This is a genomic window from Chryseobacterium sp. 27AL (assembly GCF_057815395.1).
In genome coordinates this window covers 816,178-842,150 of the sequence record NZ_JBYRIW010000001.1, presented here as the reverse complement: position 1 = coordinate 842,150, position 25,973 = coordinate 816,178, and the positions used below count along the sequence as shown (strand labels likewise).

Genomic DNA, 25,973 nt, shown 5'->3' with positions numbered 1-25,973 from the left:
ATTAAATTCCTTTTAAAACATTAATTAACTTATTATTCTCTTCTTTTTTTCCAACATTTATTCTGATGCATTCCGGAATCTGGGGACTTCTTTTGCTGGTCAGGATTTCATTTTTCAGTAATTCCTGATACACTTTTTCTGCATTATAAAATTCAATTAAAAGGAAATTGGCGTCCGTCGGAAATACCTTTTTAACACATTCTATATTCAGCAATTCATTTTTTAACCTTAAAATTTCACTTAAAGTACTTTTTATATTTTCTTCTATAATGTTTTTATAATTAACTAATTGCATGATTTTATTTAAACTTAATGAATTAACGTTATACGGTGCTTTTACGGTATTAATCAGTTGAGTAATTTCTCTGGAACTATAAGCACATCCTACCCGTGCGCCAGCCATCCCCCACGCTTTTGAAAATGTCTGAAGTACAATAAGATTTGAATATTTCTGTAAAAGCTGAATGCTCGATTCCTTCCCTGAAAATTCAATATACGCTTCATCAACGACGACAATTCCGTTAAAATTTTTGATGTAGAACTCAATATCTTCTATTGCATTTCCTGTTGGATTATTTGGTGAACAGAGGAAAAAAACTTTAGGATTATTATCTTTAGATATCTTTAAAAATTCTTTTTTATCAATTTCAAAATTTTCATCCAAATCTAGCTGTATCACATTATTTTCATTGATATTAGCATAAAAACCATACATTGCAAATGAAGGATTCATCACTAAAATCGAATCTTTTTTAGGCTCACAAAAGACTTTAAGAATAAGATCAATCAATTCATCGCTGCCATTCCCTATTGCGATTTGGTCAACTGAAATATTTTTTAGTTCAGCTAGTTTTTGCTTTAATTCTTTCTGTGTAGAGTCCGGATAACGATTCAGTTCACCGAAAGGACTTTCATTGGCGTCAAGCAGAATAGGTGAAATAAATTCATTTTGATCTCTGAAACTTACATACGGCTTAAGGTCTAATATGTTTTTTCTGACTAAATTATATACATTAAAATTTTTCATTTTCTCTTTTTAATCTTATGCTAACGGCATTTTTGTGGGCGAATAGTCCTTCTGCTTCTGCCATAATTTCTATAGTTTTTCCTAAATTTCTCAATCCGTCTTCTGACAGATTCTGAAAAGTAATTTTCTTCACAAAACTGTCAAGTGAAACTCCGCTGTAGTTCTTTGCAAATCCATTGGTGGGAAGTGTATGATTTGTGCCGCTTGCATAATCTCCCGCACTTTCGCAGGAAAAATTTCCCAAAAAGACAGAACCCGCATTTTGAATTTTAGCAATAAAATTTTCAGAATCATTTATTGCCAGAATTAAATGTTCAGGAGCATACAAATTGCTGAATTCCAAAGCATCACCAATTGTATTAAGTAAAATAAAGTAGCTGTTTTCTAAAGCTTCTCTTGCCATTTCATTTCTTGGAAGTACTGCAAGCTGTTTTTCTGTTTCTTTAATGGTTTCATTAAAAATTTTCTCAGCAGTGGAAAGAAAAATTACCTGACTGTCACTTCCATGTTCGGCCTGTGACAGTAAATCGGCTGCACAGAACTCTGGTATTGCCTGTTCGTCGGCGATGACAAGAACTTCACTTGGCCCCGCAGGCATATCGATGGCGACATTATAATTTTGAGCGAAATCTTTTGCAGCGACAACATATTGATTTCCCGGCCCGAAAATCTTGTAAACATTTGGAATACTTTCCGTTCCTAAAGCCATTGCCGCAATAGCCTGGGCGCCACCTATTTTAAAAATTTCAGTTACTCCGCAAAGTTTTGCTGTGAACAAAATGGCAGGATGTATATTTCCTTGTGCATCTGGTGGGGTACACAAGATAATTTCCTTACAGCCAGCTAATTGTGCGGGAATAGTAAGCATCAGAACTGTAGAAAACAGCGGTGCAGTACCGCCAGGGATGTAAATTCCGACTTTTTCAATAGCTCTGTTTTCCCGCCAGCAAAATACACCTTCAGTCGTTTCAATCTTTTCAATTCCAGGGATTTGTGAAGCGTGAAATTTGGTAATATTTTCCTTCGCTTCCTGAATTGCCGATTTTAAGCCATTACTAATTTGTTCCTCCGCATACGCTATTTCTTCTTCTGAAACTTTGAGGTTATCAATTTCCGCCTGATCAAATTTTTTATTGAAATTAATCAAAGCCTGATCTCCATTTTTTTCTACCTGTGAGAAAATATCGGCAATTATTTCAGTAAGTTTTTCTTTTTTTATAGCCGGCCTCTTAATGAATTTCGACCATTCATTCTTTTGTGGATATTGTATAATGTTCATTTTAAATCACCATTTTATCAATTGGAATAATAAGAATATCCTGTGCTCCTTTCTCTTTTAGTTCATCAATTACCTCCCAGAATCTTTCTTCGTCAATCACCGAATGGATGCTGCTCCAGCCCTTTTCAGCCAGCGGAATAACGGTCGGACTTTTAAGAACCGGAAGTGTTTTCGAAATGATCTCTATTTTTTCATCAGGAACATTCATCAGGATATATTTGGAATTTTTTGCTTTTAAAACAGCTTTAATCCGGAAAATTAATTTTTGAAGGGTGTCTGCTTTTTTCGGTTTTATTTCCTGTGTTGCAGCCAATACCGCTTCAGATGTTAAAAGTGTTACCGTTTCTCTCAGTCCATTCTTAAACAAAGTACTTCCTGAACTCACGATATCACAGATTCCGTCGGCAAGTCCTATATTGGGCGCAATTTCTACAGATCCGGAGATCACGTGGATATCTGCAGAGATATTATGCTTATCAAGAAAATTTTTAAGGGTATTGGGATAAGAGGTAGCAATTTTTTTACCCTGAAAATAGCTGATATCATCAGTCTCAATTTCCTTCGGAATGGCTAATGATACACGACATTTTGAAAAACCCAGATTTTGAATTATTTGAATGTTTTTTTGTTTTTCAACGATAAGATTTTCTCCGATAATCGCAACATCAACGATTCCGTCTTCCAGGTATTGAGGAATATCTGAGTTCCGTAAATACATGATTTCCATTGGGAAATTGTCTACGGAAACCTTCAGCTGATCTTTACCGTTGTTGACTAAAATACCGCAATCTTTGAGCAGCTGTAAGGATTCGTCGTAAAGTCTGCCGCTTTTTTGTATAGCAATTTTTAATATACTCATTTCACTTTTGTTGTGTCTGAGTAAACAAAATGCTTTAATGGATATAAATTGCCCGGGAAGAATTTAGAAACAAAAAAACCGCCTGTTTACTCAGACGGTTTTTAATTATTTTGATTTTTAACGTAGTCACATATCAATCAATTCCGTCTTAGCAGAGATGATGATGATAATGATGAACTGTTAAAAAATTCGGTTTCATTTGTTTGAATTGTATGGTGCAAATTTAAAGTAATAAATTTTAAACATGCAAATTTTATCGTAAAATATTTTTATAAAGATTCATTAATTCGGTTGCAATGGGTTCGTCATTAAACTTCTGAACATATTCGAAACCCTTTTCAGCACGTCGTTTTCTCTCCGTTTCATTTTCCCATAAAAATTTAATTTTTGCCTGGATGTCAAGATGATTTTTTGGATCAATGTAGACAGAATCCGGGCCGCCGGCTTCAGGGAGACAGCTTGTATTGCTGGTGATCACTACTGTTTTGGAGAATAATGCTTCAATGACAGGAATTCCAAAACCTTCAAAAAAACTTGGGTAAATAAATATATCTGCAAGTTTATAGATCACTGCCAATTCATCCATGGAAACACCTTCAAGGAAATGAACATTGATTTTATTTTGACGAATAAAAGCTTCAACTTTTTTGAAATATTTTGTTTTTTTGCCGACGACGACTAACGGAATATTGGTGTCTTTTAATGCCTTAACAATGTTCAGGAGATTTTTACGCTCCTCAATTGTACCGACGTTTAAAACAAAACGTTCAGGGAGATTAAATTTTTCTTTTGTCTGTTGAACAAAATCTTCCGATTGCTGTTCTTTAAATGCTTTGTGACAACCTTGATAAATCACTTGAATTTTAGATTCCGGAACTTTTAGGAACGTAATAATATCCTGTTTTGTCTGTTCAGATATGGCTATGATTTTATCTGCGGAATATGCTGCTTTTTTAAATTTCCAGAAGTGAATTTTACGGTCAAAAAATGAATAATATCGCGGATACCGAATAAAAATAAGATCATGAATTGTTACGATTTTCTTAATCGGTTTACTGTCCCATTTTAAAGGAAGTTCGCCTGACAAGCCATGAAAAATATCTGCATTCTGATGCTGAGCATCTTTACCCATTTTCAGTTGGCGCGAAAAATTTCCTTTTGATGTTTCTACAAAATGAACATTCGGCAGATCAAGAATATCTTTTGCTCTTTCAGATTTGTTTTTGTTTAATAAAATATATTCGTTTTCAGGAAAACAGGTTGCCAATATTCTTACAAGATCCCGTGAATAATTTCCTAATCCTGAAGTATTGTGAAAAAAACGTTTTGCGTCAAAAGCTATTTTCATGAGCTAATCTGTTTTTGAAATTCCTGAAATGTTCCGAATGAATGATTTTTACTTTTTAGCCAAGATAAAAATTCATCAAAACGTTTTACCATGTCTTCTCCTGAATTTTTTACGGTAAAGCCCGGTAATTTAAATTCCTCATCTTTAATTGATGCAAATTCCCAAGGATGGAAATAAACGTTCAGATAGTTGTCTTTTTTCAATGTATCTGAAGCCAGTTTTTTGTAAAAAGACAGCGGAAAATTATGAAAGCTTAGCCAGAATAAAGGAATTCTGAAATTCGGAGAAACCGAAGCCGGAATCTGTGTCACATTTCCTTCTTTGAAATAGGTTCGGGAAACTTTGAGATTATTGTATCTTCCGGGAAGAAATGTAGGATTGATCGATGAATTATACTGATATCCTGCATTTTCCACTGCATTTTTACTTACAGGCATCATTCTCGGCATTCTCAATCCGGTAACTTTCGTATTAAATAATTCTTCCAGCCTTTCCTTTGACTGTTTCAGATGTTCTTCTTTAAATTCCGAATGGTACCAGGTGTGTGAAGCCAATTCATGGCCTTCATTCAGTAATCTTTCGATTAAATGTTTGCTGTGTTCCGCAAAAACAACAGTAGAAAAGAATGTCGCTTTTGCATGATGTTTTTTAAGGATATCCAGAATTCTTTCCAAACCCTGCTGGGAAATGGAAATCTGCTTCTGAAAAGAAATTTCACCTTTGTATTCCAATGGCATATCAAATTCCTCAATGTCAAAACTTAATAAAACCATGTTAAAAATTTTTGTTTTTGATGATGTAATTTGGTCTGTCTTTTACCTGTTTGAAGATTTTACCTAAATAGATTCCTATGATTCCCAGGATAATCAACTGTAAACCTCCGAAAAAAACAATTGTCATAATGAGCGATGCCCATCCTGAAATCTCCGTTTTGGCGATGAATGAATAGATCACATAGATCGCATATCCTATCACCGAAATAGCGGAAAATAAAAATCCAAGATAAGCGGCAATGTAAAGTGGTTTAACGCTGAATGCCGTAATTCCTGTAAAAGCAAACGTAATCATTTTTTTAAGATTATAGCTGCTTTTTCCGGAAAGCCTTTCATTGGCGGTAAAGTTGATTCCGGTCTGTTTAAAGCCCATCCAGCTGGTAAGGCCTCTCAAAAAAAGATCATCTTCATGGAAATTGCGCATGACTTCTACTGCTCTGGCATCCATCAGTCTGAAATCTGATCCGCCGCCTTTCGTTAAATCAACATCCGATAAGCCTGAAAGAATTTTATAGAAAAAGTCTGAAGTTTTCCTTTTAAATAAAGAAATTTCCTTCGGATATTTTCTTACGGTAAACACAATATCAAAACCTTCTTCCCATTTTTGAATCAACTGCGGAATAAGTTCCGGAGGGTGCTGAAGATCGCCGTCCATTGAGATCACTGCATTTCCGTAAGCATTGTCCATGCCTGCCTTTACTGCGGGCTGATGGCCGAAATTCCTTGAAAACTCAATAAATTTCACCTCTTCATACTGTCTTGAAAGCTCTTCCAGTTGTTCTTGGGTATTGTCCCTGCTGCCGTCATTTACGAATATGATTTCAAAACTGTAATGCTCCAGTGTATCGAAAACCTCTTTAATTTTCTGATACACCAAAGCTACATTTCCTTCTTCGTTATGGGCAGGAATGACTATTGAAATTTTCTTCATATCATTATTCAAGGCTGTAATTTTTCTCAAAATCTTTGGTAAGAAGCTCGTAAATTACCCTTAGCCAGATTACAATGCAAGGTACGGCTTTTAAAGAATATTTAATGATATAATTCTCTTTTATGTATTTCGGGAAAAGATCGGAGGTCGAAAAACACGTAAAGATGATTACGAATACCAATAATCCGATGATAAAAGGAGTTCTTTCTTTTTGAAGGAAAAACCAGATCAGCACACCCACAACTGCGATGATATAAGTGGGGGATTCTGAGCTTGAACTGAATAATACCAAAAATAACAATGTGGAAGCTAAAATCATCAGTTGGAAAGCATAATGCTTGTATTGTTTTATCCTGAAATAAGGCGCAGCAAAAAGTGGTAAACCGAATGCAAGAAAGACAAGATTTGAAATCGATGCGTCACCAAGAATCCGTCTGAAAAAGCCCATCAGCGAAATATCCTGCATATTTCCCAAAACCTGATTTTCATTATTCTTTTCTACAATGGACTGAAACCAGTCTGAATAACACTGAATAACAAATCCCGGACTGGAATAAGCCATAGGCAATGCAAAAAAGAGTACAGCTATGATTATGCCTGAAAGAATAAATTTTACTTTATTTTTAATGAAGAAAAATTGTGACAGCCCTACAATTCCATAGATTTTTACAAACACTCCGATTAAAATTGCCGTCACCGATTTTACCTCTTTTTTTTCATAAATATAAACCGCTGATAATAATAAAAGCCCTGTAAGCGCTACATTAAACTGCAGGCTTAATGCTGCTGTGATATATTCCTGCAAAGCTAATAAACCGAAAAGTGCCTTTTTAGAATCTGAAAACGGTAACTTATAAATACCGTAAATAAAAATGAATGTATTGGCGGCATTCCATAAAGATATTCCCAGCCAGTCGGGCATCATGGCGAAAGGTGCAATGAGTGCGCTAAAGAAAACACCGTAATGATTTAAATCAAAATAAAGATCGGGATAATGGACAAACAGGTTTTTCTTATGGATCGTATTAAAAAATACATTTTTAAAAATCAGATAATTGTTGATCGCATAATCTCCCCGTAAATATTTGGAAATTGCTGTGACTATGGATATAATAAGATAAACCCCAAATATATATTTAGGGTTTAGGATTATTTTAAGAAATTTTTCTTTCAAAATATTCGTATTAGTTTAAAATTTACTCTTAAACAGCAACATTATTCTCTCTCAATGCATCATTTAAAGATGTTTTTTTGTCTGTGGATTCCTTTCTCTGACCGATGATCAAAGCACATGGAACCTGATATTCTCCTGCTGGATACTGTTTTGTATAACTTCCAGGGATCACAACAGAACGTGCAGGAACTCTTCCTTTAATCTCAATCGGTTCAGGACCTGTAACATCGATGATTTTTGTAGATGCCGTAAGAACCACATTCGCTCCCAAAACAGCCTCTTTTTCTACATGTACACCTTCTACCACAATACATCTTGAACCGATAAAGCAGTCGTCTTCAATGATTACCGGAGCAGCCTGAAGCGGTTCCAGAACGCCACCGATTCCTACGCCGCCACTAAGGTGAACATTCTTACCGATTTGCGCACAGCTTCCAACGGTTGCCCAGGTATCGACCATCGTTCCTGAATCTACATAAGCACCGATATTCACATAAGAAGGCATCATGATTACTCCCGGAGCAATATAAGCCCCTTCTCGTGCCACCGCATGCGGTACAACTCTCACGCCTTTTTCAGCATAGTTTTTCTTTAAAGGCATTTTATCATGAAATTCAAATGGACCTACCTCAATAGTTTCCATTTTCTGGATCGGGAAATACATCACTACTGCCTTTTTCACCCATTCATTTACCTGCCATCCGTTTTCAGTAGGTTCTGCTGTACGAAGTTCTCCTTTATCAACCAAAGCAATAACCTCTCTTATAGCCTTCTGACTATCTTCATTCTGCAATAATTCTCTGTTGTCCCAGATATTTTCAATTGTTTGTTGTAACGACATGTTTCTAGTTTAAATTATTCGCGTCAAAGATACAAAAAGTTAAGGAAAATACTCTGACCATAACTATCAGAGGAATATTGTTTTGCTTGTTTTTTAGGAAAATCAAAGTACTCTCTGTGCATGCAGATAAGCTTTATTCCAGTATTTTTCGTTTAGTGATGAAATAATAACGCCTTTTGTTGTGGAAGCATGAATAAATTTTACCTCTCCGTCACTGCCGATATCGTGAACAATTCCGACATGGGAAACCCTGGTTCCGCCAGCGGTTGCGAAAAATAAAAGATCTCCCGGCTTTACCTCTTTGATGTCTATTTTATTTCCTGCTTCTGCCTGATCCGATGATCTTCTGGGAAGTTTATAATCATTTTCCTCAAAAACCTTTACTGTAAATCCCGAGCAGTCAAATCCTGATGAAGTGCTTCCTCCGAATTTATAGGGTGCTCCAAGGTATTTTTCAGCATCTTTCAGAATTTCATTAATGGATGTGGAAATTTTACCGTTAAATTTAGATTCGAGGCTTCTGAGATTTTCAGTTTTGGCAACAGATTTTGTAATTGTCTTATGGCCGGAAGCTACTTTTTTTGAACTTCCACAAGAAATTGTAATTAAAGATGCAATGAATAAAGCATGAATTGTTTTTAAATGTGTATTTTTTAAATTCAGACAGTTCTTCATATTTCTTTCATTTTACGGTAAAGACCATACAAATATAAATAAATTATGCTTTTAGTTCGCTTAATTTGTGGTATGAAATAAGTTGCTTACTATTTAAAACAAAAAAAAGCTATTCGAACGAATAGCTTTATATGGTGTGTATATTATTTTGATGTTTTACTACCTTTCCAGGTTCCGGATTTTGATGGGGTCGGAACTTCATTTACCCATGTTCCGCTTGCTTTCTTATTTGATCTATTCAACTTCCCTATGAATTGTCCGTCTGAAGGTGATCCGATAGTTGCATTAAGATCCCCGGATTCACTCAGTTGTCCTGAAATCTGATAATTTTCTGTAGTCTGTTGGGAAGATAATGTTCCCGTTACTTTTCCGTCGGATGCCACAACAATGTTCCAAGTTCCTTTTTGCGTACCTGTATATGTCCCGGCCCATGTTCCTATGAAGTCATAAATTGTGTCTTCATCTTTGCAGCCCATAAATAAAATAGCGGTGAATACAAGTAAAAATATTTTCTTCATAGTTTTTGTTTTTATAAACAAATTGTGGAGAATACGGGGATCGAACCCGTCACCTTTAGACTGCCAGTCTAACGCTCTAGCCAGATGAGCTAATTCCCCATTCTTTTTTGAATCAGTTTTCTGAAGCGGTACAAAAGTAAGTATTTAAACCACATATACAAACATTTTATTAAATTTTCTTCAAGCGGAATGTGAAATTTATAGCTAATTATCAATTTTTCAGGTATTTTAAATTTAAAATAAAAACGCACGCTAATGAATTTTAACGTGCGTTTTTCTAATTTTTATAGTGGGAAATTATTTCCAACCTCCTCCGAGAGCCTGGTAAAGCTCAACAGCAGCTCTCATCTTACTGTATTCCGCATTGGCTATATTCAGCTCTGCGTTTAGTGAATTTACACTGGCGTTCAGTACTTCAAGATAATTGGCCATACCGTAATTTACCAGTTCCTGAGAATATTCAACAGAGTTTTTATAAGCATTCAGCTCTTTTTGTTTTAATTCTATAAAAGAATCCTGAACAGAGAAAACTCTTATGGCGTCAGAAACTTCTTTTCCTGCTGTAAGTACGGCTTTCCTGAAGTTCAGGTAGGCGGTTTCCTGATTGGCAAGACTTACATCATAATTGGTTCTGATCGCTCTCCTGTTTAAAATTGGCTGTGCCAGACCGGCCACAACATTGGCAAATAATGAATTTACGCTAAATAAATGATCAATATCCACCGACTGCACGCCTCCACTTCCTGTAAGCCTTAAAGTAGGATAAAACTGAGCTTTAGCCGAATTCGTCAATTCAAAAGCATTCATCAGGTTGAATTCTGCTCTCATTACATCAGGACGGTTAGCAAGCAGCTGTGCCGGATATCCCAGTTTTACGTCTATAGGAAGCTGCTGGCTTTCCAGTGTAGAACGTTCTATCGTATGGGAAGGCTCTCCCATCAAAAGGCTCATGGTATTTTCCAGCAGCTGGATCTGAGTATCAATATCAATTAATAAAGATTTGGCATTGAAAACCAACGCTTCACTCTGCTGAACGGCAACCTCTGTTAAAGTACCTGCCGTTTTTAAGGCTCTTGTGGTTTCCAGATTTCTTTCTCGGATATTTATCGTTTCGGTGATGATTCTCTTTTGCGCATCAAAAGTCAGAAGTTGGTAATAAGCTGAAGCAACGGAAGCAACAAGATCGCTTTTCACTGCCTTATGTGCTGCTATAGTCCCCAGGTAAGCTGCATATTGTGCTTTTTCCTGAGATTTTAATTTTCCCCAGATATCTGCTTCCCATCCGATACTTGCCGTAATGTCAAACTGATTCACATATCTTCTCTCCCCGATTATTTGTCCGAATTGGGTGTTGATAGACTGAGTCTGAAATGTATAATTCGGTCCGACGGCTAAGGTAGGCTGATAAGCTGCTTTGCTTTGTTTTAGATATGCTTCTGCGGAAGCAATACTTTGCAGGGCAATTCTGATATCAAGATTGTTTTCCAAAGCTTTTGAAATGTGCTTTTGAAGTATAGGGTCTGTAAAGATTTCTTTCCAGGAAACATTGGCGATATTTGTACTGTCGGAAGGCAGCATATCAGTTCGGTACAGCTTTTCATCTACCACATTGTTGGGCCTGTTGTACTCTTTTCTTGCCATACAAGATGAAACAAAGGCGAGAAGTACAACTGAAAAAGTGATTCCTTTTATTATGTTTAAAATATTCTTCATTATTTGAAGTTTAAGGTTAAAGTCCAGGGTTCCGCATTTCCAGTAATTAACTTTTAAATCGAAAACCCTGAACTGTCTTAATTTATTCTGCTAAATTGATTTCTTCTTTTTTAAGAGGTTTTACTTTTTCCTGCAGGTATTCGAAAATAACATACAGTACCGGAATTACAAAAAGTCCTAAAATAGTACCTATCAGCAATCCGATTGCCGCTCCCGTAGCGATGGATCTGTTACCGACCGCACCGATTCCGCTTGCTAAAACCAATGGTAACAGTCCAAAGATAAATGCAAATGAAGTCATCAGGATCGGTCTTAATCTTGCTTTTGCCGCGTTGATGGCAGACATGACGATTGTTTCTCCGTGATGTCTTCTCTGAACGGCAAATTCAACAATCAAAATCGCATTTTTCGCTAAAAGTCCCACCAACATGATCAGGGCAATCTGGAAATAAATATTGTTTTCGAGCCCCATGATTTTCTGTCCGAAATAAGCTCCCATTACCCCGAGAGGAAGTGAAATTACTACGATCAGAGGAAGGATATAACTTTCATATTGTGCAGAAAGAATGAAGTAAACAAAAATTAAACTTAAAGCAAAAATCAGAACTGTCTGGGATCCGGAATTTAATTCCTCTCTGGTTAATCCTGTAAATTCGACATCGTAGTTTTGATTTAATGTTTCTTTCGCTACGTCCTGCACTGCCGTAATGGCATCCCCGGAACTGAATCCTGCAGAGTTGGCACCTGTAATTTTTACAGAAGTAAATAAATTATAACGGCTAACCGACTGTGGCCCATACGCCTTTTTCAAAGTCACAAACTGTGAGATCGGCGACATTTCACCTGAGCCTGTTTTTACATACAGTTCATTCAGGTTGTCAATATTTTGTCTGTTTTCAGGAAGTGCCTGAACCATTACCCTGAACTGTTTTCCGTATTTGGTAAAGTCAGCTGTGTAAATACCCCCGATATATCCCTGCATGGTTGCAAGAATGTCGCTTACAGAAACACCAAGCTGTTTAGCCAAAGGAACATTGATCTGCATTTCATATTGTGGATATTTTGTGTTGAATGAAGTTTGTGCAAACTCAATTTCCGGTCTTTGCATCAGCTTACCGATAAATTCATTTGTTTTGTTATCAAGGTCTGCATATTCTCCACCGGATTTATCCAACAGAACCATCTCGAAACCTGCACTGCTACCGAAACCGGGCACACTTGGCGGCTGGAAGAATACTATTTTTGCGTCAGGAACGGCTCCCGTAATACCGAATAATTTTTTGGTAATATCTTCTGAAGTCTGCCCGTCTTTTTTTCTTTCATCAAATGGTTTTAACTTAACAAAGGCAAGACCGTTGTTGCTTCCGTTTCCGGAAAGGAAACCTCTACCGGTGGAAATGGTAACGTTCTGAACACCCGGTACTTTTAAAGCTTTAGCCTGAAGCGTTTTCAAAGCATTGTACGTTCTCTCCATAGAAGCTCCCGGAGGAAGCTGAACATCAGTAAAGATAATTCCTCTGTCTTCTGTAGGTACGAAACCTTTCTTCATGGTAGTACTTGCCCAATATAAGATTCCACCCGTAATGGCAAAGATGATCAGGGTTACCCATTTATGTCTTAAAAGGAAAATAAATCCTCTTCCGTAACGTTCTGTCGTTGTTCTGAAAGCAATATTAAACTTATAGAAAAACTTCTGAATGAAATTTAAATTTTTATATTCTGCATGATGCGCATCATGAGGTTTTAAGAATAATGAACATAAAACCGGGCTTAGCGTCAATGCATTAATTGCCGAAATAATGATTGCCACAATCAGGGTGATACCAAATTGCTGGTAGAAAACTCCCGTCGGACCGGTAATAAAAGTTACCGGGATAAATACAGATGCCATTACCAGGGTAATTGAGATAATTGCTCCTGTGATTTCATCCATGGCTTCCACTGTGGCCTTTTTTGCATCGGAAATTCCGTGTTCCATCTTGGCATGAACGGCCTCGACGACGACAATAGCATCATCCACCACAATACCGATGGCAAGTACCAAAGCGAATAAGGTTAATAAGTTTAATGAATAGCCAAATAAATTCAGGAAGAAAAAAGCTCCCACAATTGAAACCGGAACAGCAATAGCCGGAATAAGGGTCGACCTGAAATCCTGAAGGAAAATATATACAACAATGAACACCAGAATAAATGCCTCAATTAACGTATGAACTACTTTATCAATTGAAGCTTCTAGGAATTCGTTGGTATCAAAGTTAAAGGTATATTTAATTCCTTCCGGAAAGCTTCCTTCTGCTGATTTTAGGTACGCTTTAATATTTTTAATAATCTCCTGAGCGTTGGAACCCGGTGTCTGGAAAATCCCCATACTGATGGCAGGATTATTTCCGTTTTCCCCGATTCCTGTATAAGACTGCCCTGCAAGTTCTACTTTGGCAACATCTTTTAACATTAAATTTTGCCCGTCACCCAAAGATTTAATGATAATATTATCGTATTGTTCCTTATTGTTAAATTTACCGACATATTTAATAATATATTCGAAAGAGCTTCCGCTGTTTTGCCCGATAGAACCGGCTGCTGCTTCTCTACTCTGCTCGTTGATCGCATTGGTCACATCGGTTGGGGTTACTCCGTAAGCTGCCATTTTAGCAGGATCCAGCCATACTCTCATGGAATAGTTTTTTCCTCCGAAAACGTTGGCATCACCTACTCCATTAATCCTTTTTAAATTTGGAATAACGTTGATATTCAAAAAGTTCTGAAGGTAAACATCATCAAGATCTTTATTTTCAGAATAGAAAGACATATACATCAAAGCACTGGTCTGCTGTTTCTGTGTTACCACCCCGGAACGTGTTACTTCACTTGGCAAAAGTGGCGTTGCTCTGGTTACACGGTTCTGAACGTTTACCGCTGCAATATCAGGATCAATTCCCTGCTTGAAGAACACCTGAATATTGGCTGAACCGTCATTTCCTGCACTGGAAGTGATATAATCCATACCTTCCACCCCATTAATCTGCTCCTCTAGAGGCACGACCACACTTTTCATTACCGTTTCCGCATTGGCTCCGGTATAGTTTGCTGTAACACTTACCGTGGGAGGTGCAATGTCAGGATATTGTGTCACCGGAAGCGCGATCAGTCCCAATACCCCGAGAATCACAATTAAAATCGAGATTACCGTGGATAAAACCGGTCTGTTTATAAAATTTTTAATCATTTTTTAGAATTTCGGTTTTATAGATTGAACGAGACTATCCATTTTTACAGGTTTCTTTTTAACGGCAGTTCCTGGTTTCAATCCTCCGATCCCTGCTGCAATTACCGTTTCCCCTTTATTGACTCCGGATTTAATTAAAGCCATATTGTCGATTCTGTCGATGACGTTTATCACAACATTTCTTGCTGTATCGCTTTTGTCGACTTTATATACGTAAACAATTCCCTGTTGTTCGTATGTTGCGCTTTCCGGAACAACCAGTACATTATCATAATGTTGAGGGAATCTTATGGTTCCACTGTTACCATTGCTCAAAAGTTTTTGTGCATTGCTGAAGGCAACTCTGAATTGTATGGTTCCCGTTGTAGGATCAATTTGTCCTGTGATCGCTTCTATTCGACCTTTTTCAGGATAAAGGCTTCCGTTAGCCAGCTGCAGTTCCACCATTGGCAAATTTCTAATTTTTTCCGGCATCGTAGCTCCTGGGGATTTTTCAAGGAAGTCAAAATATTCTTTCTCATTCATTGAAAAGTAAGCGTAAATTTCTGAAGTGTCGGAAATTGTTGTTAAAGGAGTTTGATCTGAAGGTCCAACAAGGCTTCCCACTTTTAACGGAAGTTTACCGATAACTCCTGAAATAGGTGCGCGGATAATGGAATATTCAATATTAGCCTCTACCCCTTTGTAATTGGCAACAGCCTGACTTTTTGCCGCCTGGGCCTGCTTCAGCTGTGCCTGAGCCTGGGCAAGATTGGCCTGAGCCGTTTGCAGCTGAACATTACTGATGATGTTTTTCTGAACAAGCGGTTTAAGTTTATTCACTTCAACATTTGCAGCATTCACAGCAGCCTGTGCCGCAGCAATATTAGATTCAGCAGCGCCGATTCCTGCTTTGGAAGCAGCGGCATTTTCATTAAGGATATTGGTTTCAAGACGGAACAAAGGCTGCCCTTTGGTTACATACTGTCCCTCATCTACCAAAACCTGTGTGATATATCCCTGGATTTTTGCACGAACATCATTGTTTACCCTGCCCTGAATAGTTGCCGGAAACGTCTGATAACCTACTATATTTTTAGCTTCCACATTTACTACAGGATAAGGTTTTGGCCCGTCCTGCTTAGGAGCTTCTTTTTTGCAGGCCACCAAAGAAAGTGCTGCAACAGAAAGTATAACTAGCTTATTATTCATTTTATAGTTTATTAAGAGATTCCTGAATATTAATTATGTTTTTATTTAAAAGAGCTTTATAAGCTTCAATTTTTTCATTATAACCATCGTCATGATTTTTCTTAAAATGGTCTAAATCATCCAGTAGTTTTAGTTCGTCCTTCATTTTCTGTACTATTTTTTCAAATCTGATTTTCTTGTACCCGTCATTGATGAAAAAATATCTTTTCCGCTCATCCATTTTGTTGTGGTCTACAATAAGTTCTGCATTCAATAAAAGTGAAATACTTGTTGATACGGAACTTTTGCTTGCAGAAAGCACTTCCACGAATTCGTCAAAAGTTATGCCCACCTTTTCATAGTCAAATAAAAGATATGCATATATTTTTGATGCTAAAGGAGGCAGGTTGAAAATGGTACCATAAAACTTTACAGCATCCTGGAAAATTTTCTCATCAATCTCTATACTCTTATGCATGGTATATAAATTTGAGCAAAAGTAAAAATTAGTTCTGAACTAAACGAACAAACATAATAGAGTTTATAAATCTATTGCTTTATAAACAATCAATGAAAACAGATTTAACTTTTCCCTTAAATAATAATCTTCTCAAAAGCTTTTCTCATTCCACCTGCAAGAAAAACTTCTCCGCAATACGTATAGCCTTTGCTTTCTAAAATTTTCAGCATAGGAACATTATCATAATTGGTATCTACCTTAACACTCTGAATTTCATGGGATCGCGTAAAATCCTCAATGTGATCAAATAACTTTTTTACCATACCCTGTCCGGCAAATTTTTCATCGACGGCTACTCTGTGTACAACCACAAATTCTCCGTTGCTAAGCCATGCTCCTTCGATATTGCTGTAAGCAGGTTCGTCATTTATTATCAGAGCGACGTAAACAGCAATTTCTCCATCGATGGTCATTACATATCCAAAACCTTTTTCAATATCGCTTTCTACGGTGTTAATATTGGGATAGCCTTGCTGCCATTGGGTGCTTCCGTCTTTTCTTCTTCTTTCTATGGCCTGTTGTAAAATGTTCCAGATGATATCTCTGTCTTCCGTTTCCGCCTTTCTTAGTTTGATTTCTGAATCCATTGTTGTGAACAAATATTACATCAAAAAACCGAAAACTAATTAAAATTAATTTTCGGTTCGAAGTAGTAAAATTTAAAATTATGAAATTGTTTTATTGATTTTCATTTTGCTGGAGATAAGCATCGATTACTTCAAATGCTTTTTTTTCATCCTCCAGTTTTACCATTACTTTCAGTGATGTGGCCGTAGGCGTTGTTGTAAAAGTAAGGTAATTGTTTTCGACAGCGTTCCTAATATTGGCATCGTCCAATTTCGACTTAATAAGCTGAATTTCTGCGGGTTTGTCACTTTCAAAAACTGATACTCTTGTACTTCTTTCCATGTTCTGTTTCGTTTTGAGTATCTAAATTTATAACATTTTTTTGAAAATTACAAATCCATAATTTAAATTTTATGAATGTTATTCTCTATTTTATCCAATGCAAGTTGAATTTCTTCTTTTGTAACATTTAAGTGAGGTCTGAAGCGTAACGACAGATCACCACAAGATAAAATGATCATTCCATCCTTCCAGAGTTCGTCTCTCATGGCGTTTCTCTGTTCGTGGGTAGGAAGATCAATGGCACACATTAATCCTCTTCCTCTTGCATTTGTTAATTTTTCAGGATATTTTTCAGAAAGCCTTTTTAGGCCTTCTAGCAAATAATCACCAACAAGTCTTGCATTCTCTACAAGATTTTCTTTTTCAATAACTTCCATTACCAACTGGAAACGAAGCATGTCGATAAAATTCCCACCGAAAGTGGAATTAATTCTTGAGCTTTCACGAAAAACATTGTCGGGAACTTCATCGAATTTTTCTTTATTGGCTAAAATCCCACAAACCTGTGTTTTTTTACCGAAAGAAATGATATCCGGCTTTGCCGTAAAATGTTGGAAAGCCCACATTTTTCCTGTAATACCAATACCCGTCTGTACTTCATCAAAAATAAGAAGGATCTCATTCTGGTCACAGATTTTTCTTAATCCCATCAGAAATTCATCTCTGAAATGGTTGTCTCCCCCTTCTGCCTGAATGGGTTCAATGATAATGCATGCGATCTTATTGGAATTCATCAGAATAGCTTCTTCGATGTTTAGTAAAGCTAATCTTTCATTTTTGATGGTTTCTTCCAGATTTTCTTCCGTGATCGGGAACGTAAGTTTAGGATTCAGGATTCTTGGCCAGTCAAACATCGGGAAGTACTGATATTTTCTGGGATCAGCAGTATTGGTAAGGCTTAAAGTATAGCCGCTTCTTCCGTGGAAAGCCTGTCTGAAATGAATACACATTCCGGCTTCAATGTCGAGCCCGTTTTCAAAATTTTTTCGGGTTTTCCAGTCGAAGCATGCTTTCATAGCGTTTTCAACCGCTAATGCTCCGCCTTCAATAAAAAATGCATATTGTAACTCTTCGGGAATTGCCACTCTTTCAAAGACTTCCAGAAAATGAGCATATTCTTCAGAATAAACATCTGCAAGGGTAGGTTTATTTACCGCCATTTTCCCCAGCCATGCTGATTTTTCTACCAGATAAGGGTGATTGTATCCGATTGACGCTGATGCAAACATAGAAAACATGTCGAGATATTCTTTTTTCGTCAGTTTGTCATACAACCATGACCCGTGGGATTTTTCAATATCCATCACGAAATCAAAACCGTCTGCTAAAACGTGTTTTCCTACTATTTCTTTTACTTTATTTACTTGTATATCAATTGTTTGTTCCATTTTAATTAATCTTAGGGTTGATTAATAATAAAAATTTAATAATGTAGAAACAAAGAGATTATCATATTAAAGTTGACAATTTTTAATTTTTAAAATCTCTGAATTTCGTAATGTTTATGCTTAAAGATCAAACTTAATCCCTTGCGCTAAAGGAAGATTTGTCGTATAGTTTATGGTATTCGTCTGTCTTCTCATATAATATTTCCAAACATCCGAACCTGATTCTCTTCCGCCTCCGGTTTCCTTTTCACCACCGAATGCACCACCGATTTCGGCACCGGAAGTCCCGATATTCACATTGGCAATACCGCAATCTGAACCTGCATGAGAAAGAAATAATTCTGCTTCTCTTAAATTTTGGGTCATGATAGCAGATGATAAACCTTGAGGAACATCATTCTGAATCGCAATGGCTTCTTCTAAAGTTTTATATTTAATAAGATATAAAATTGGCGCAAATGTTTCATGCTGTACAATTTCATAAGAATTCTTCACTTCTGCGATACATGGTTTTACATAGCATCCGGATTCGTAGCCTTTTCCTTTCAATACTTCCCCTTCAACGATGAATTTTCCGCCTTCTTTCTTACATTTTTTGATGGCTTCCTGGTATTGGTTTACTGCATCCGTGTCAATCAACGGTCCGACATGATTGGATTCATCAAGTGGGTTACCGATTTTTAATTGTCCGTAAGCTTTAACCAGTCTGTTTTTCACTTCATCATAAACGCTTTCGTGGATAATAAGCCTTCTGGTAGAAGTACATCTTTGTCCTGCCGTACCCACCGCTCCGAAAACGGCACCGATGATTGACATGTTGATGTCGGCATCCTGAGTGATGATAATGGCATTGTTTCCTCCCAGTTCCAGAATAGATTTTCCAAATCTTTGGGCGACATTTGCAGACACCATTCTTCCTACTCTGGTAGAACCTGTAAAAGATACTAAGGCTATTCTTTTGTCATCTACAAGTCTTTGCCCGATCTCATGATCTGCTACCAAAACACTGGAAATTCCTTCAGAAAGATTGTTTTCCTTTAAAACTTCATTCATAATATTTTGACAGGCAATGGCACATAGCGGAGTTTTTTCTGATGGTTTCCAGATGGTAACGTTTCCGCAGATCCATGCTAAGGCTGTGTTCCATGACCATACGGCTACCGGAAAATTGAAAGCGGTGATAATTCCTACAATTCCCAGTGGGTGATACTGCTCGTACATTCTGTGGCCGGGCCTTTCCGAATGCATCGTGTACCCGTGCAGCTGTCTCGATACTCCCACGGCAAAGTCGCAGATATCGATCATTTCCTGAACTTCACCCAAACCTTCCTGTAAAGATTTTCCCATTTCGTAAGAGACCAGTTTTCCAAGATCATTTTTGTACAGTCTTAGTTTCTGGCCCAGCTGTCTTACCATTTCTCCTCTTTTAGGAGCCGGAATCAATCTGAATTGTTTAAAAGCTTTTTCTGCGGATTCGATTACTTTGTTGTAATCAGACTCCCCGGAAGTTTTAACTTTAGCAATAAGGTTTCCGTCTACCGGAGAATAACTTTCTATTGTTTTCCCCGTTGCAAAGTATTTTCCGCCTGTTGAAGTTCCCTTATTTTCATCCTTAATTCCTAGATTTTTGAGCGTCTTTTCTATCCCAAAATCTTTTACTTTTTTAGACATAAAAATTTTACTTTTCGTTTTCCCTAAAGTTAAAAATATTACGCGAACTGCAAAATTTAAATTTTTTTAACTTGTTTTTTATTTGGACTAATTATAAACATGCTTATATTTGTATGGTAATCTTTTGACACACAGAAATGGAAAGCTCACAGGAAAATAATTCGAAACTGAAGAAGTGGTTTAAGCGCGTTGGCTGGGCAGGATTTGCCTTTTTTACGATAAAAGGACTGATATGGCTGGTGATATTTTACTTTGGTGCCGATACGCTTCAAAGTTGCATAAAATAAATAAAGCAGAGATATTTCTCTGCTTTTGTTGTTTAAGTATTTTATTATAAATTATGTATTTCTCTATTCCTGATTTTTTTATATTTTTGAAAAAACATTAGATGAAAAAAGTAGTATGGTCCGTAAAAGCCCAGAAAAACTACAGGATAATTTACTTTATTTAAAAGAGTTCTGAACTAAAAAAGAAATCAAAAGATTCATGAAGCTTGTAGACACCGCTGTTGTGAACATTTCTCAAAATCCGTATATTGGCTCTGCCTACGAAGAAAATATCCATTACAGAAAATATTTAATTGTAGAACAAATTTATTTATACTATCGATTAACCGAGAAAGATGAAATCCTGCTGGCCTCTTTCTGGAATAATTATCAGAACCCTGAAAAATTAAAGAAATTCCTGCCTTAGTTCTTCCGTAAATTCTATATGTTCTTTTACATTGCCCTTTGCATAATCATCTTCCGCAGCCTGAAGTTCCATTAAAAGTGTTTCTTTAGGGTATAATGCTTTGGTGAGCAATTCAATCTCTTCTATAGAAAAAGAATTTTCTTTAAGCTTGCGATAATAAGTTGGGGTTTTAAGGCCCAATAGATTGATAAAATATCCTGTCTTATAATTAGAATTCTGAATAAGTTGCGGAATACTGTCCCGGTATTTCTTAAACTCAAGTACTGTATTTATCATATTATGAGAATTATCTTATACAAAAATAAGAAAAAAATATAATTTTATTACTAAATTATTGTTTCTTTTTCCTGCCCGAATCCGTAAGGCTTTGATGGAGTAAATATTCAATTTGCCCATTTACACTTCTAAACTCATCATTGGCCCACTTTTCCAGAAGTTTGTACGTAGACTCATCTATCCTTATGACGAAAGATTTTTTGCCTTTGTTTTCTGTAGGATTCTGGGCTTTTCCTGATTTCATTTTTCTTTATTTAAATGCAATGAAGATTTTGGTATATCTACATCTATTAATTATATAAGGTTCCTGCGTTTAAAATTGGTGTTGCGGCTTTTTCACCACAAAGAACAACCATCAGATTGCTCACCATAGCAGCTTTTCTTTCATCATCAAGCTCAACAATATTTTCTTCAGAGAGTTTTTTCAGCGCTAAATCTACCATTCCTACTGCTCCTTCCACGATTTTAGTTCTTGCCGCTACAATTGCTGTTGCCTGCTGTCTTTGAAGCATTGCTCCTGCAATTTCTGATGCATAAGCAAGATGAGATATTCTGGCTTCCTGGATAATAATACCTGCTTTTGAAAGTCTTTCTGTAAGCTCCTGCTCGAGAATAGCATTGATTTTATCTCCGCCTTCTCTTAAGGTAATCGGCGCATGATCATCTTCCAGGTTGTCATAAGGAAAACTCATTGCCAGATGCCTCACTGCAGCTTCACTTTGCATTCTTACAAAATCAGAATACCGCTCGACATCAAAAGCTGCCTTGTATGTATCGCCAACTTTCCAGACGATAACTACCGCGATTTCAATTGGATTTCCCATTTTGTCATTTACTTTCAAAGTTTGTCCCTGAAGGTTTTCAGAACGAAGGCTGATTTTCTGTGATGAATACAAAGGATTAATAAAAAATAATCCGTTTTCTTTTACTGTTCCAACATATTTCCCGAAGAAATTCAGAACCCGTGAATGGTTTGGCTGAATGATCATCAGTCCTTTTAAAAAGAAACAGGAAAGTATGAAACATAACAATGCGATGACGACAAAAGTAATGCTGTAGTCGACTCCTGAGATAAAGAAATAAACTGAGGCAATGAATAGTACCAGGCATATAACTAAAGTAAGGTATCCTGATATTGGCTTTAGAACTTTTTCCATGATATAAATTTTTAATTTGATATTATTTTGATATCATAAAGATATGAATTAATTTCAATTTAATAAATGATAATTTATATTTTCTATTAAAAGTTTTTTAGTCGATTATACATTCAAAGTTCTACTGCTGTACTTAAAATAAAAATCCCGAAAATTACTTTCCGGGATTCTGTTTTATATGTTGAAAAAACTATTTTTTAGTCAGAGTTTTAAATTTAACATAAGATGCAATGGCCAATGCCAGCATAGTTCCAAGTCCGATGTACACCCAAGCCGGCACCGGCACCGGATCTCCCGCTGCATAAGAGTGAAGTCCGCTCAGGTAGTAATTTACCCCAAAATACGTCATCACCATCGAACAGAAAGCAAACATCGTTGCCACGTGGAATGCCCATCTGCTTCTTAATCCCGGAACCAATCTCATGTGCAAAACAAATGCATATACCATAATTGAAATGAAAGCCCAGGTTTCCTTTGGATCCCAGCTCCAGTATCTTCCCCATGATTCGTTGGCCCAGATTCCTCCTAAAAAGTTTCCGACTGTAAGTGCAAATAATCCGATTGTAAGAGACATTTCGGAAACAATAGCCAGCTCCTTCAATGTTGTATCGTGATGAATGCTATGAGTAGTTTTATTGGAAATGATATAAAATATTAAACTGATCACTGCAATAATCATCGACAGTGCGAAGAATCCATAGCTGGAGGTGATAATCGCAACGTGTACAATCAGCCAATATGATTTCAATACAGGAACCAAAGGTGTGATCTGTGGATCAAGAGCAGAACCTCCATGCGCAAATCCCATCATGATAACCGCTACCATAAATCCTGCAGCCGGAATTAATGCATTTGAATTACGGTACAGGAACAATCCTGCTGAAATACCAACCCATGAGATGAAAATGATTGCCTCATAGCCATTACTCCATGGTGCGTGACCTGAAATATACCATCTGGCAACCAAACCAAGGAAATGGAAAATATATCCTACAGCGCCGACGACAATAACCGCTTTGATTATTTTCTTTAATTTTTTATTAGACCTGAATAATTCTACAAATCCTAAGATCAGAAGAAGCCCTCCAATTATCGTGTAGAAAATCAATAATTTGAAATTGATATTTACTTTATTCATGAAAACTTCAAGATCCACTTTTGATTTAGCAGGAACTACGGCTTTCCCCCATTTCTGCTGGTAGTCTGAAAGTTTAGCCAACTGTGTATCGGCCTTTGACCAATTCCCTGATTTCTCTGCCTGCAAAACTTCTGCAAAATACGGACCCATTACCTGCTGGGATTCTACATCCGGTTCCATTTTCTGGTCAAGCCATGAATGCCAAGTATGGTTAGCATCATTTTTCACAGGAACGATTCTCATGAACTGACCGCTAAAAAATTCGTTGAAAATCTGAACTCTTTCATTGACTGCGATCACTTCTTTGTCATAATTGGTTTGCTCAGAAGCTTTTTTACGAAATGCCGTATTGTAATCACTTTCGAGAATATATCTTAGGTTTCCGTTGGCATCAGCCGGGAAAAGATTCATTAAAGAAGTGTATCCTTCATCATTTGCTTTTGTTTTTTTCTGCAATTCGTCACCTCCTTTTGTTCCTACTTTAATTATAGGAACCATTGTCCAGCTTGGCGTATCGATATTAACGGATAAAAACCATTGATTTGCAGTCAGTGATTTTCCGTCTGTTCCTTTAAACTCGTCTTTTTTATAAAGCTTTCTCAGAACATCCAGTGCCTGAGTATTGATCGGTACAATTCTCCCTTCGAAATTCTGAACCAGAAGATATCCGAATTTATCGGCATGTTCCTTATCTATTTTGTTTCTGGCAATAATCTCATCTGCCGAAACTATTTTCATCTTTGTAAATGGCTGTGCACCTTGAGGCTGAACCATTTCGGACGCTGGAGCATGATTATGACCATCCCCTTCGACATGCGTGTGCTCTTTGCTTCCGTCGGTTGTACCGTGAGTTTCAATTTTCTGAGCGTTTAGCCCAAAGCTTAACAGCAGTAAAAGTATGGTTATTGCTCTTTTTTTATTGACGTCTTTTAGCATTTTATTTAATTTCCAGAAATGTGTTCCCTTCCAGAAGAACATGAAGAACATGCCTCCGAATAAAAAGGTGTACCCTATATAAGAAATCAGTGTTCCCCAGAAATCGTGGTTTACGGAAAGTACCGTTCCCATTCTGTCCGGATCAAAGCTCGACTGGAAAAAACGGTAGCCTTTATGATTTAAAACGTGATTCATATAGATTTTAAAAGGAGTCTGCTTTCCTTCATCAATAATTTTAATGTGGCTTTCATATGCACTCGGAGACGAACTTCCGGGATACGTTTCCATCACGAAATCATCCAGTTTAAGGGAAAAAGGCGTATTGTAAATTTTAGGACCGAAACCGATCATGATATTCAACCCATCCATCGTCACCTGTTTGTAAGCATTTGGATTTCCTTTTTCAACGGAAAGATCAACCAGCTGTTTTGTTTTCGGTCCCTGGATTTCAACCGTCAGCATGTCCGGAACATTCTGATCTTTCTTTCGGTCTCCTTCAATAGCCATTAATTTTCCTTTTTTAAGACCTTCAGGAACAACCAGTTTCAATTCGTTAATTGAATATAAACTTCTTAAAGCCAATGGCTGAAATTCATCCTTTTTCGTATTTCCGGTAGCCTGCGTTGCCATGGTCATATAGCTTGCATCAACAGGCGTTTTGATGAATAGTTTTCCGCCTTCATTTTTAAACTCCACTGCACCTTCAATAGGTCTGTTGAAGGTTACCAGCGTTCCGTTGATTGATTTCGTTTCGCCAGGTTTAATGAAAATATTCTGTCTTCCTGTTTGTCCTGTGGATACCAAATGAAGATATTCTGCACCATTCGGATCAGCCAGAAGACTGTCTTTTTTTCTTTGAACATATTCTTTTGCGATCACTTTGACTTCCTTTCCGTGGAAATCATACGTTGCCTGCAGATCTTTGTGCAAAGGAGACATTAAATAAGGAATATCCTGATAATTTAAAACATCACCTTTTTCTTCAATCTGAATCTTCAGGAAGTTTTTGTCTGTTACAATTTCATTAGAGGTTTCACCCTCTCTGATGTGCATGGTCCCTTCAAAACTGATGTATCTTGTGATGGCACCACCAATGAAAATCAGCACAAAGGCAAGGTGAAAAACCAGTACCGGCCATTTCTCTCTTTTCCATAGCCTGTATCTTCCGATATTTCCAATAAAATTGAGGATGAGCAGAAACATGATTAATTCAAACCACCATGCTTCATAAATTAATGCTTTTGCTGTTGGAGTCCCGTAATCGTTTTCTAGGAACGTTGCATAAGCCATCGCAAATGCGTACACCAGTAACAACACAGCCATTGTTCTGGTCGAGATAAGAATATCCTGGATCTTCTTCATGATAAATATATACTTGATAGGCAAAAATAAGGATGATAAACAACAAAGACGTTAAAAAAAGCTGTTTTTTATCACTTTAAACCGCAGAATTGTTATTTTTAAAGATTCTTAATAAAAATATTTTCTTTGGGAATAGTTTAATAGCTTCAGCTGATTTATTCTGAATTTACTGAAGATTATCACTTTAACAGGATATGTATATAAATTAATTGGAGTTATTAAGAAAAAAAGGCCTTTAAAACTGATTTTATCTTTAAGTTTGTTTAAACTTTTTATATAACCACAAAAGATAATCTTAAAGCATTGATTAGAATATTTAAAGTTCTCAAAAGAATAAAAACCGAAGATTTTTTTAAGCTATTGTGAACATGTTTTTTGAAATAATC

Annotated in this window: 24 protein-coding genes and 1 tRNA gene; 2 read left to right on the top strand and 23 right to left on the bottom strand. The window is 36.7% G+C overall.

Going from position 1 to position 25,973, the window contains the following annotated elements; all coding sequences use genetic code 11:
• Position 1 precedes the first annotated feature (1 nt).
• The 19 genes from hisC to amaB all read right to left on the bottom strand — a co-directional run bounded on the left by hisC (position 2) and on the right by amaB (position 20,025).
• Positions 2–1,027 (bottom strand): histidinol-phosphate transaminase, encoded by a 1,026-nt coding sequence (gene hisC, locus AC3WV0_RS03625; protein WP_488844078.1) that lies wholly within the window; start codon positions 1,025–1,027, stop codon positions 2–4.
• On the bottom strand, positions 1,014–2,306 hold the full coding sequence (hisD, locus tag AC3WV0_RS03620) for a histidinol dehydrogenase (protein WP_488844076.1): 1,293 nt from the start codon (positions 2,304–2,306) through the stop codon (positions 1,014–1,016). Before hisD ends, hisC begins: the two co-directional genes overlap by 14 nt.
• Position 2,307: 1 nt before the next feature.
• Positions 2,308–3,165: an ATP phosphoribosyltransferase gene (hisG, locus tag AC3WV0_RS03615; RefSeq protein ID WP_488844074.1), complete on the bottom strand. Its 858-nt coding sequence runs from the start codon at positions 3,163–3,165 to the stop codon at positions 2,308–2,310.
• 253 nt (positions 3,166–3,418) lie between these two features.
• The gene (locus tag AC3WV0_RS03610) at positions 3,419–4,513 is read right to left on the bottom strand and encodes a glycosyltransferase family 4 protein (RefSeq protein WP_488844072.1); all 1,095 of its coding nucleotides are present in this window, start codon (positions 4,511–4,513) and stop codon (positions 3,419–3,421) included.
• Positions 4,510–5,286, bottom strand: a complete 777-nt coding sequence (locus tag AC3WV0_RS03605) for a polysaccharide deacetylase family protein (protein ID WP_488844070.1) — start codon at positions 5,284–5,286, stop codon at positions 4,510–4,512. Before AC3WV0_RS03605 ends, AC3WV0_RS03610 begins: the two co-directional genes overlap by 4 nt.
• A gap of 1 nt (position 5,287) precedes the next feature.
• Positions 5,288–6,217, bottom strand: coding sequence for a glycosyltransferase family 2 protein (locus AC3WV0_RS03600; protein WP_488844068.1), 930 nt, complete (start codon positions 6,215–6,217; stop codon positions 5,288–5,290).
• Between the two features lie 4 nt (positions 6,218–6,221).
• The gene (locus tag AC3WV0_RS03595) at positions 6,222–7,391 is read right to left on the bottom strand and encodes a glycosyltransferase family 87 protein (RefSeq protein WP_488844066.1); all 1,170 of its coding nucleotides are present in this window, start codon (positions 7,389–7,391) and stop codon (positions 6,222–6,224) included.
• Positions 7,392–7,419: 28 nt separating this feature from the next.
• The gene (locus AC3WV0_RS03590) at positions 7,420–8,232 is read right to left on the bottom strand and encodes a 2,3,4,5-tetrahydropyridine-2,6-dicarboxylate N-succinyltransferase (RefSeq protein WP_090000934.1); all 813 of its coding nucleotides are present in this window, start codon (positions 8,230–8,232) and stop codon (positions 7,420–7,422) included.
• 102 nt (positions 8,233–8,334) lie between these two features.
• A complete protein-coding gene (locus AC3WV0_RS03585; RefSeq protein WP_488844063.1) occupies positions 8,335–8,907 on the bottom strand; it encodes a C40 family peptidase in 573 nt (190 codons plus the stop codon).
• Between the two features lie 143 nt (positions 8,908–9,050).
• The gene (locus tag AC3WV0_RS03580; protein ID WP_488844061.1) at positions 9,051–9,425 is read right to left on the bottom strand and encodes a hypothetical protein; all 375 of its coding nucleotides are present in this window, start codon (positions 9,423–9,425) and stop codon (positions 9,051–9,053) included.
• A gap of 25 nt (positions 9,426–9,450) precedes the next feature.
• Positions 9,451–9,524 (bottom strand) — tRNA-Ala (locus AC3WV0_RS03575).
• 198 nt (positions 9,525–9,722) lie between these two features.
• Positions 9,723–11,138, bottom strand: coding sequence for a TolC family protein (locus AC3WV0_RS03570; RefSeq protein WP_488844059.1), 1,416 nt, complete (start codon positions 11,136–11,138; stop codon positions 9,723–9,725).
• An 82-nt stretch (positions 11,139–11,220) separates the two neighbouring features.
• Positions 11,221–14,367 (bottom strand): efflux RND transporter permease subunit, encoded by a 3,147-nt coding sequence (locus AC3WV0_RS03565; RefSeq protein WP_488844057.1) that lies wholly within the window; start codon positions 14,365–14,367, stop codon positions 11,221–11,223.
• A gap of 3 nt (positions 14,368–14,370) precedes the next feature.
• Complete coding sequence (locus AC3WV0_RS03560; protein WP_488844055.1) at positions 14,371–15,558, bottom strand: efflux RND transporter periplasmic adaptor subunit; 1,188 nt, start codon at positions 15,556–15,558, stop codon at positions 14,371–14,373.
• Position 15,559: 1 nt separating this feature from the next.
• Complete coding sequence (locus AC3WV0_RS03555) at positions 15,560–16,015, bottom strand: transcriptional regulator (RefSeq protein ID WP_488844053.1); 456 nt, start codon at positions 16,013–16,015, stop codon at positions 15,560–15,562.
• A gap of 116 nt (positions 16,016–16,131) precedes the next feature.
• Positions 16,132–16,644, bottom strand: a complete 513-nt coding sequence (locus AC3WV0_RS03550; RefSeq protein ID WP_488844051.1) for a GNAT family N-acetyltransferase — start codon at positions 16,642–16,644, stop codon at positions 16,132–16,134.
• A gap of 91 nt (positions 16,645–16,735) precedes the next feature.
• A complete protein-coding gene (locus tag AC3WV0_RS03545) occupies positions 16,736–16,966 on the bottom strand; it encodes a DUF2007 domain-containing protein (RefSeq protein ID WP_090000942.1) in 231 nt (76 codons plus the stop codon).
• 62 nt (positions 16,967–17,028) lie between these two features.
• On the bottom strand, positions 17,029–18,354 hold the full coding sequence (gene lat / locus AC3WV0_RS03540) for an L-lysine 6-transaminase (RefSeq protein ID WP_488844049.1): 1,326 nt from the start codon (positions 18,352–18,354) through the stop codon (positions 17,029–17,031).
• A gap of 120 nt (positions 18,355–18,474) precedes the next feature.
• The gene (amaB, locus tag AC3WV0_RS03535; RefSeq protein ID WP_488844047.1) at positions 18,475–20,025 is read right to left on the bottom strand and encodes an L-piperidine-6-carboxylate dehydrogenase; all 1,551 of its coding nucleotides are present in this window, start codon (positions 20,023–20,025) and stop codon (positions 18,475–18,477) included.
• 137 nt (positions 20,026–20,162) lie between these two features.
• Here amaB and AC3WV0_RS03530 point away from each other — a divergent pair, with 137 nt between their 5' ends.
• On the top strand, positions 20,163–20,312 hold the full coding sequence (locus AC3WV0_RS03530; RefSeq protein WP_090000945.1) for a histidine kinase: 150 nt from the start codon (positions 20,163–20,165) through the stop codon (positions 20,310–20,312).
• A 199-nt stretch (positions 20,313–20,511) separates the two neighbouring features.
• Positions 20,512–20,718, top strand: a complete 207-nt coding sequence (locus AC3WV0_RS03525) for a hypothetical protein (RefSeq protein WP_488844044.1) — start codon at positions 20,512–20,514, stop codon at positions 20,716–20,718.
• Here the strand turns inward: AC3WV0_RS03525 and AC3WV0_RS03520 are convergent.
• From AC3WV0_RS03520 to AC3WV0_RS03505, 4 genes are all read right to left on the bottom strand, one after another.
• A complete protein-coding gene (locus AC3WV0_RS03520; protein WP_488844042.1) occupies positions 20,698–20,994 on the bottom strand; it encodes a hypothetical protein in 297 nt (98 codons plus the stop codon). The two genes, AC3WV0_RS03525 and AC3WV0_RS03520, sit on opposite strands and share 21 nt — an antisense overlap.
• A 55-nt stretch (positions 20,995–21,049) precedes the next feature.
• Positions 21,050–21,238 (bottom strand): type II toxin-antitoxin system antitoxin, encoded by a 189-nt coding sequence (locus tag AC3WV0_RS03515; RefSeq protein ID WP_488844040.1) that lies wholly within the window; start codon positions 21,236–21,238, stop codon positions 21,050–21,052.
• Between the two features lie 46 nt (positions 21,239–21,284).
• The gene (locus tag AC3WV0_RS03510) at positions 21,285–22,151 is read right to left on the bottom strand and encodes an SPFH domain-containing protein (RefSeq protein WP_488844038.1); all 867 of its coding nucleotides are present in this window, start codon (positions 22,149–22,151) and stop codon (positions 21,285–21,287) included.
• Between the two features lie 190 nt (positions 22,152–22,341).
• Positions 22,342–25,587, bottom strand: coding sequence for a cytochrome c biogenesis protein (locus tag AC3WV0_RS03505; RefSeq protein WP_488844036.1), 3,246 nt, complete (start codon positions 25,585–25,587; stop codon positions 22,342–22,344).
• Positions 25,588–25,973: the final 386 nt, after the last annotated feature.

Excerpts from the sequence above, each read along its gene's own strand:
- hisC (WP_488844078.1), bottom strand. The coding sequence starts at position 1,027 with ATGAAAAATTTTAATGTATATAATTTAGTCAGAAAAAACATATTAGAC.
- hisD (WP_488844076.1), bottom strand. The coding sequence starts at position 2,306 with ATGAACATTATACAATATCCACAAAAGAATGAATGGTCGAAATTCATT.
- hisG (WP_488844074.1), bottom strand. The coding sequence starts at position 3,165 with ATGAGTATATTAAAAATTGCTATACAAAAAAGCGGCAGACTTTACGAC.
- AC3WV0_RS03610 (WP_488844072.1), bottom strand. The coding sequence starts at position 4,513 with ATGAAAATAGCTTTTGACGCAAAACGTTTTTTTCACAATACTTCAGGA.
- AC3WV0_RS03605 (WP_488844070.1), bottom strand. The coding sequence starts at position 5,286 with ATGGTTTTATTAAGTTTTGACATTGAGGAATTTGATATGCCATTGGAA.
- AC3WV0_RS03600 (WP_488844068.1), bottom strand. The coding sequence starts at position 6,217 with ATGAAGAAAATTTCAATAGTCATTCCTGCCCATAACGAAGAAGGAAAT.
- AC3WV0_RS03590 (WP_090000934.1), bottom strand. The coding sequence starts at position 8,232 with ATGTCGTTACAACAAACAATTGAAAATATCTGGGACAACAGAGAATTA.
- AC3WV0_RS03585 (WP_488844063.1), bottom strand. The coding sequence starts at position 8,907 with ATGAAGAACTGTCTGAATTTAAAAAATACACATTTAAAAACAATTCAT.
- AC3WV0_RS03580 (WP_488844061.1), bottom strand. The coding sequence starts at position 9,425 with ATGAAGAAAATATTTTTACTTGTATTCACCGCTATTTTATTTATGGGC.
- AC3WV0_RS03570 (WP_488844059.1), bottom strand. The coding sequence starts at position 11,138 with ATGAAGAATATTTTAAACATAATAAAAGGAATCACTTTTTCAGTTGTA.
- AC3WV0_RS03565 (WP_488844057.1), bottom strand. The coding sequence starts at position 14,367 with ATGATTAAAAATTTTATAAACAGACCGGTTTTATCCACGGTAATCTCG.
- AC3WV0_RS03560 (WP_488844055.1), bottom strand. The coding sequence starts at position 15,558 with ATGAATAATAAGCTAGTTATACTTTCTGTTGCAGCACTTTCTTTGGTG.
- AC3WV0_RS03555 (WP_488844053.1), bottom strand. The coding sequence starts at position 16,015 with ATGCATAAGAGTATAGAGATTGATGAGAAAATTTTCCAGGATGCTGTA.
- AC3WV0_RS03550 (WP_488844051.1), bottom strand. The coding sequence starts at position 16,644 with ATGGATTCAGAAATCAAACTAAGAAAGGCGGAAACGGAAGACAGAGAT.
- AC3WV0_RS03545 (WP_090000942.1), bottom strand. The coding sequence starts at position 16,966 with ATGGAAAGAAGTACAAGAGTATCAGTTTTTGAAAGTGACAAACCCGCA.
- lat (WP_488844049.1), bottom strand. The coding sequence starts at position 18,354 with ATGGAACAAACAATTGATATACAAGTAAATAAAGTAAAAGAAATAGTA.
- amaB (WP_488844047.1), bottom strand. The coding sequence starts at position 20,025 with ATGTCTAAAAAAGTAAAAGATTTTGGGATAGAAAAGACGCTCAAAAAT.
- AC3WV0_RS03530 (WP_090000945.1), top strand. The coding sequence starts at position 20,163 with ATGGAAAGCTCACAGGAAAATAATTCGAAACTGAAGAAGTGGTTTAAG.
- AC3WV0_RS03525 (WP_488844044.1), top strand. The coding sequence starts at position 20,512 with ATGAAGCTTGTAGACACCGCTGTTGTGAACATTTCTCAAAATCCGTAT.
- AC3WV0_RS03520 (WP_488844042.1), bottom strand. The coding sequence starts at position 20,994 with ATGATAAATACAGTACTTGAGTTTAAGAAATACCGGGACAGTATTCCG.
- AC3WV0_RS03515 (WP_488844040.1), bottom strand. The coding sequence starts at position 21,238 with ATGAAATCAGGAAAAGCCCAGAATCCTACAGAAAACAAAGGCAAAAAA.
- AC3WV0_RS03510 (WP_488844038.1), bottom strand. The coding sequence starts at position 22,151 with ATGGAAAAAGTTCTAAAGCCAATATCAGGATACCTTACTTTAGTTATA.
- AC3WV0_RS03505 (WP_488844036.1), bottom strand. The coding sequence starts at position 25,587 with ATGAAGAAGATCCAGGATATTCTTATCTCGACCAGAACAATGGCTGTG.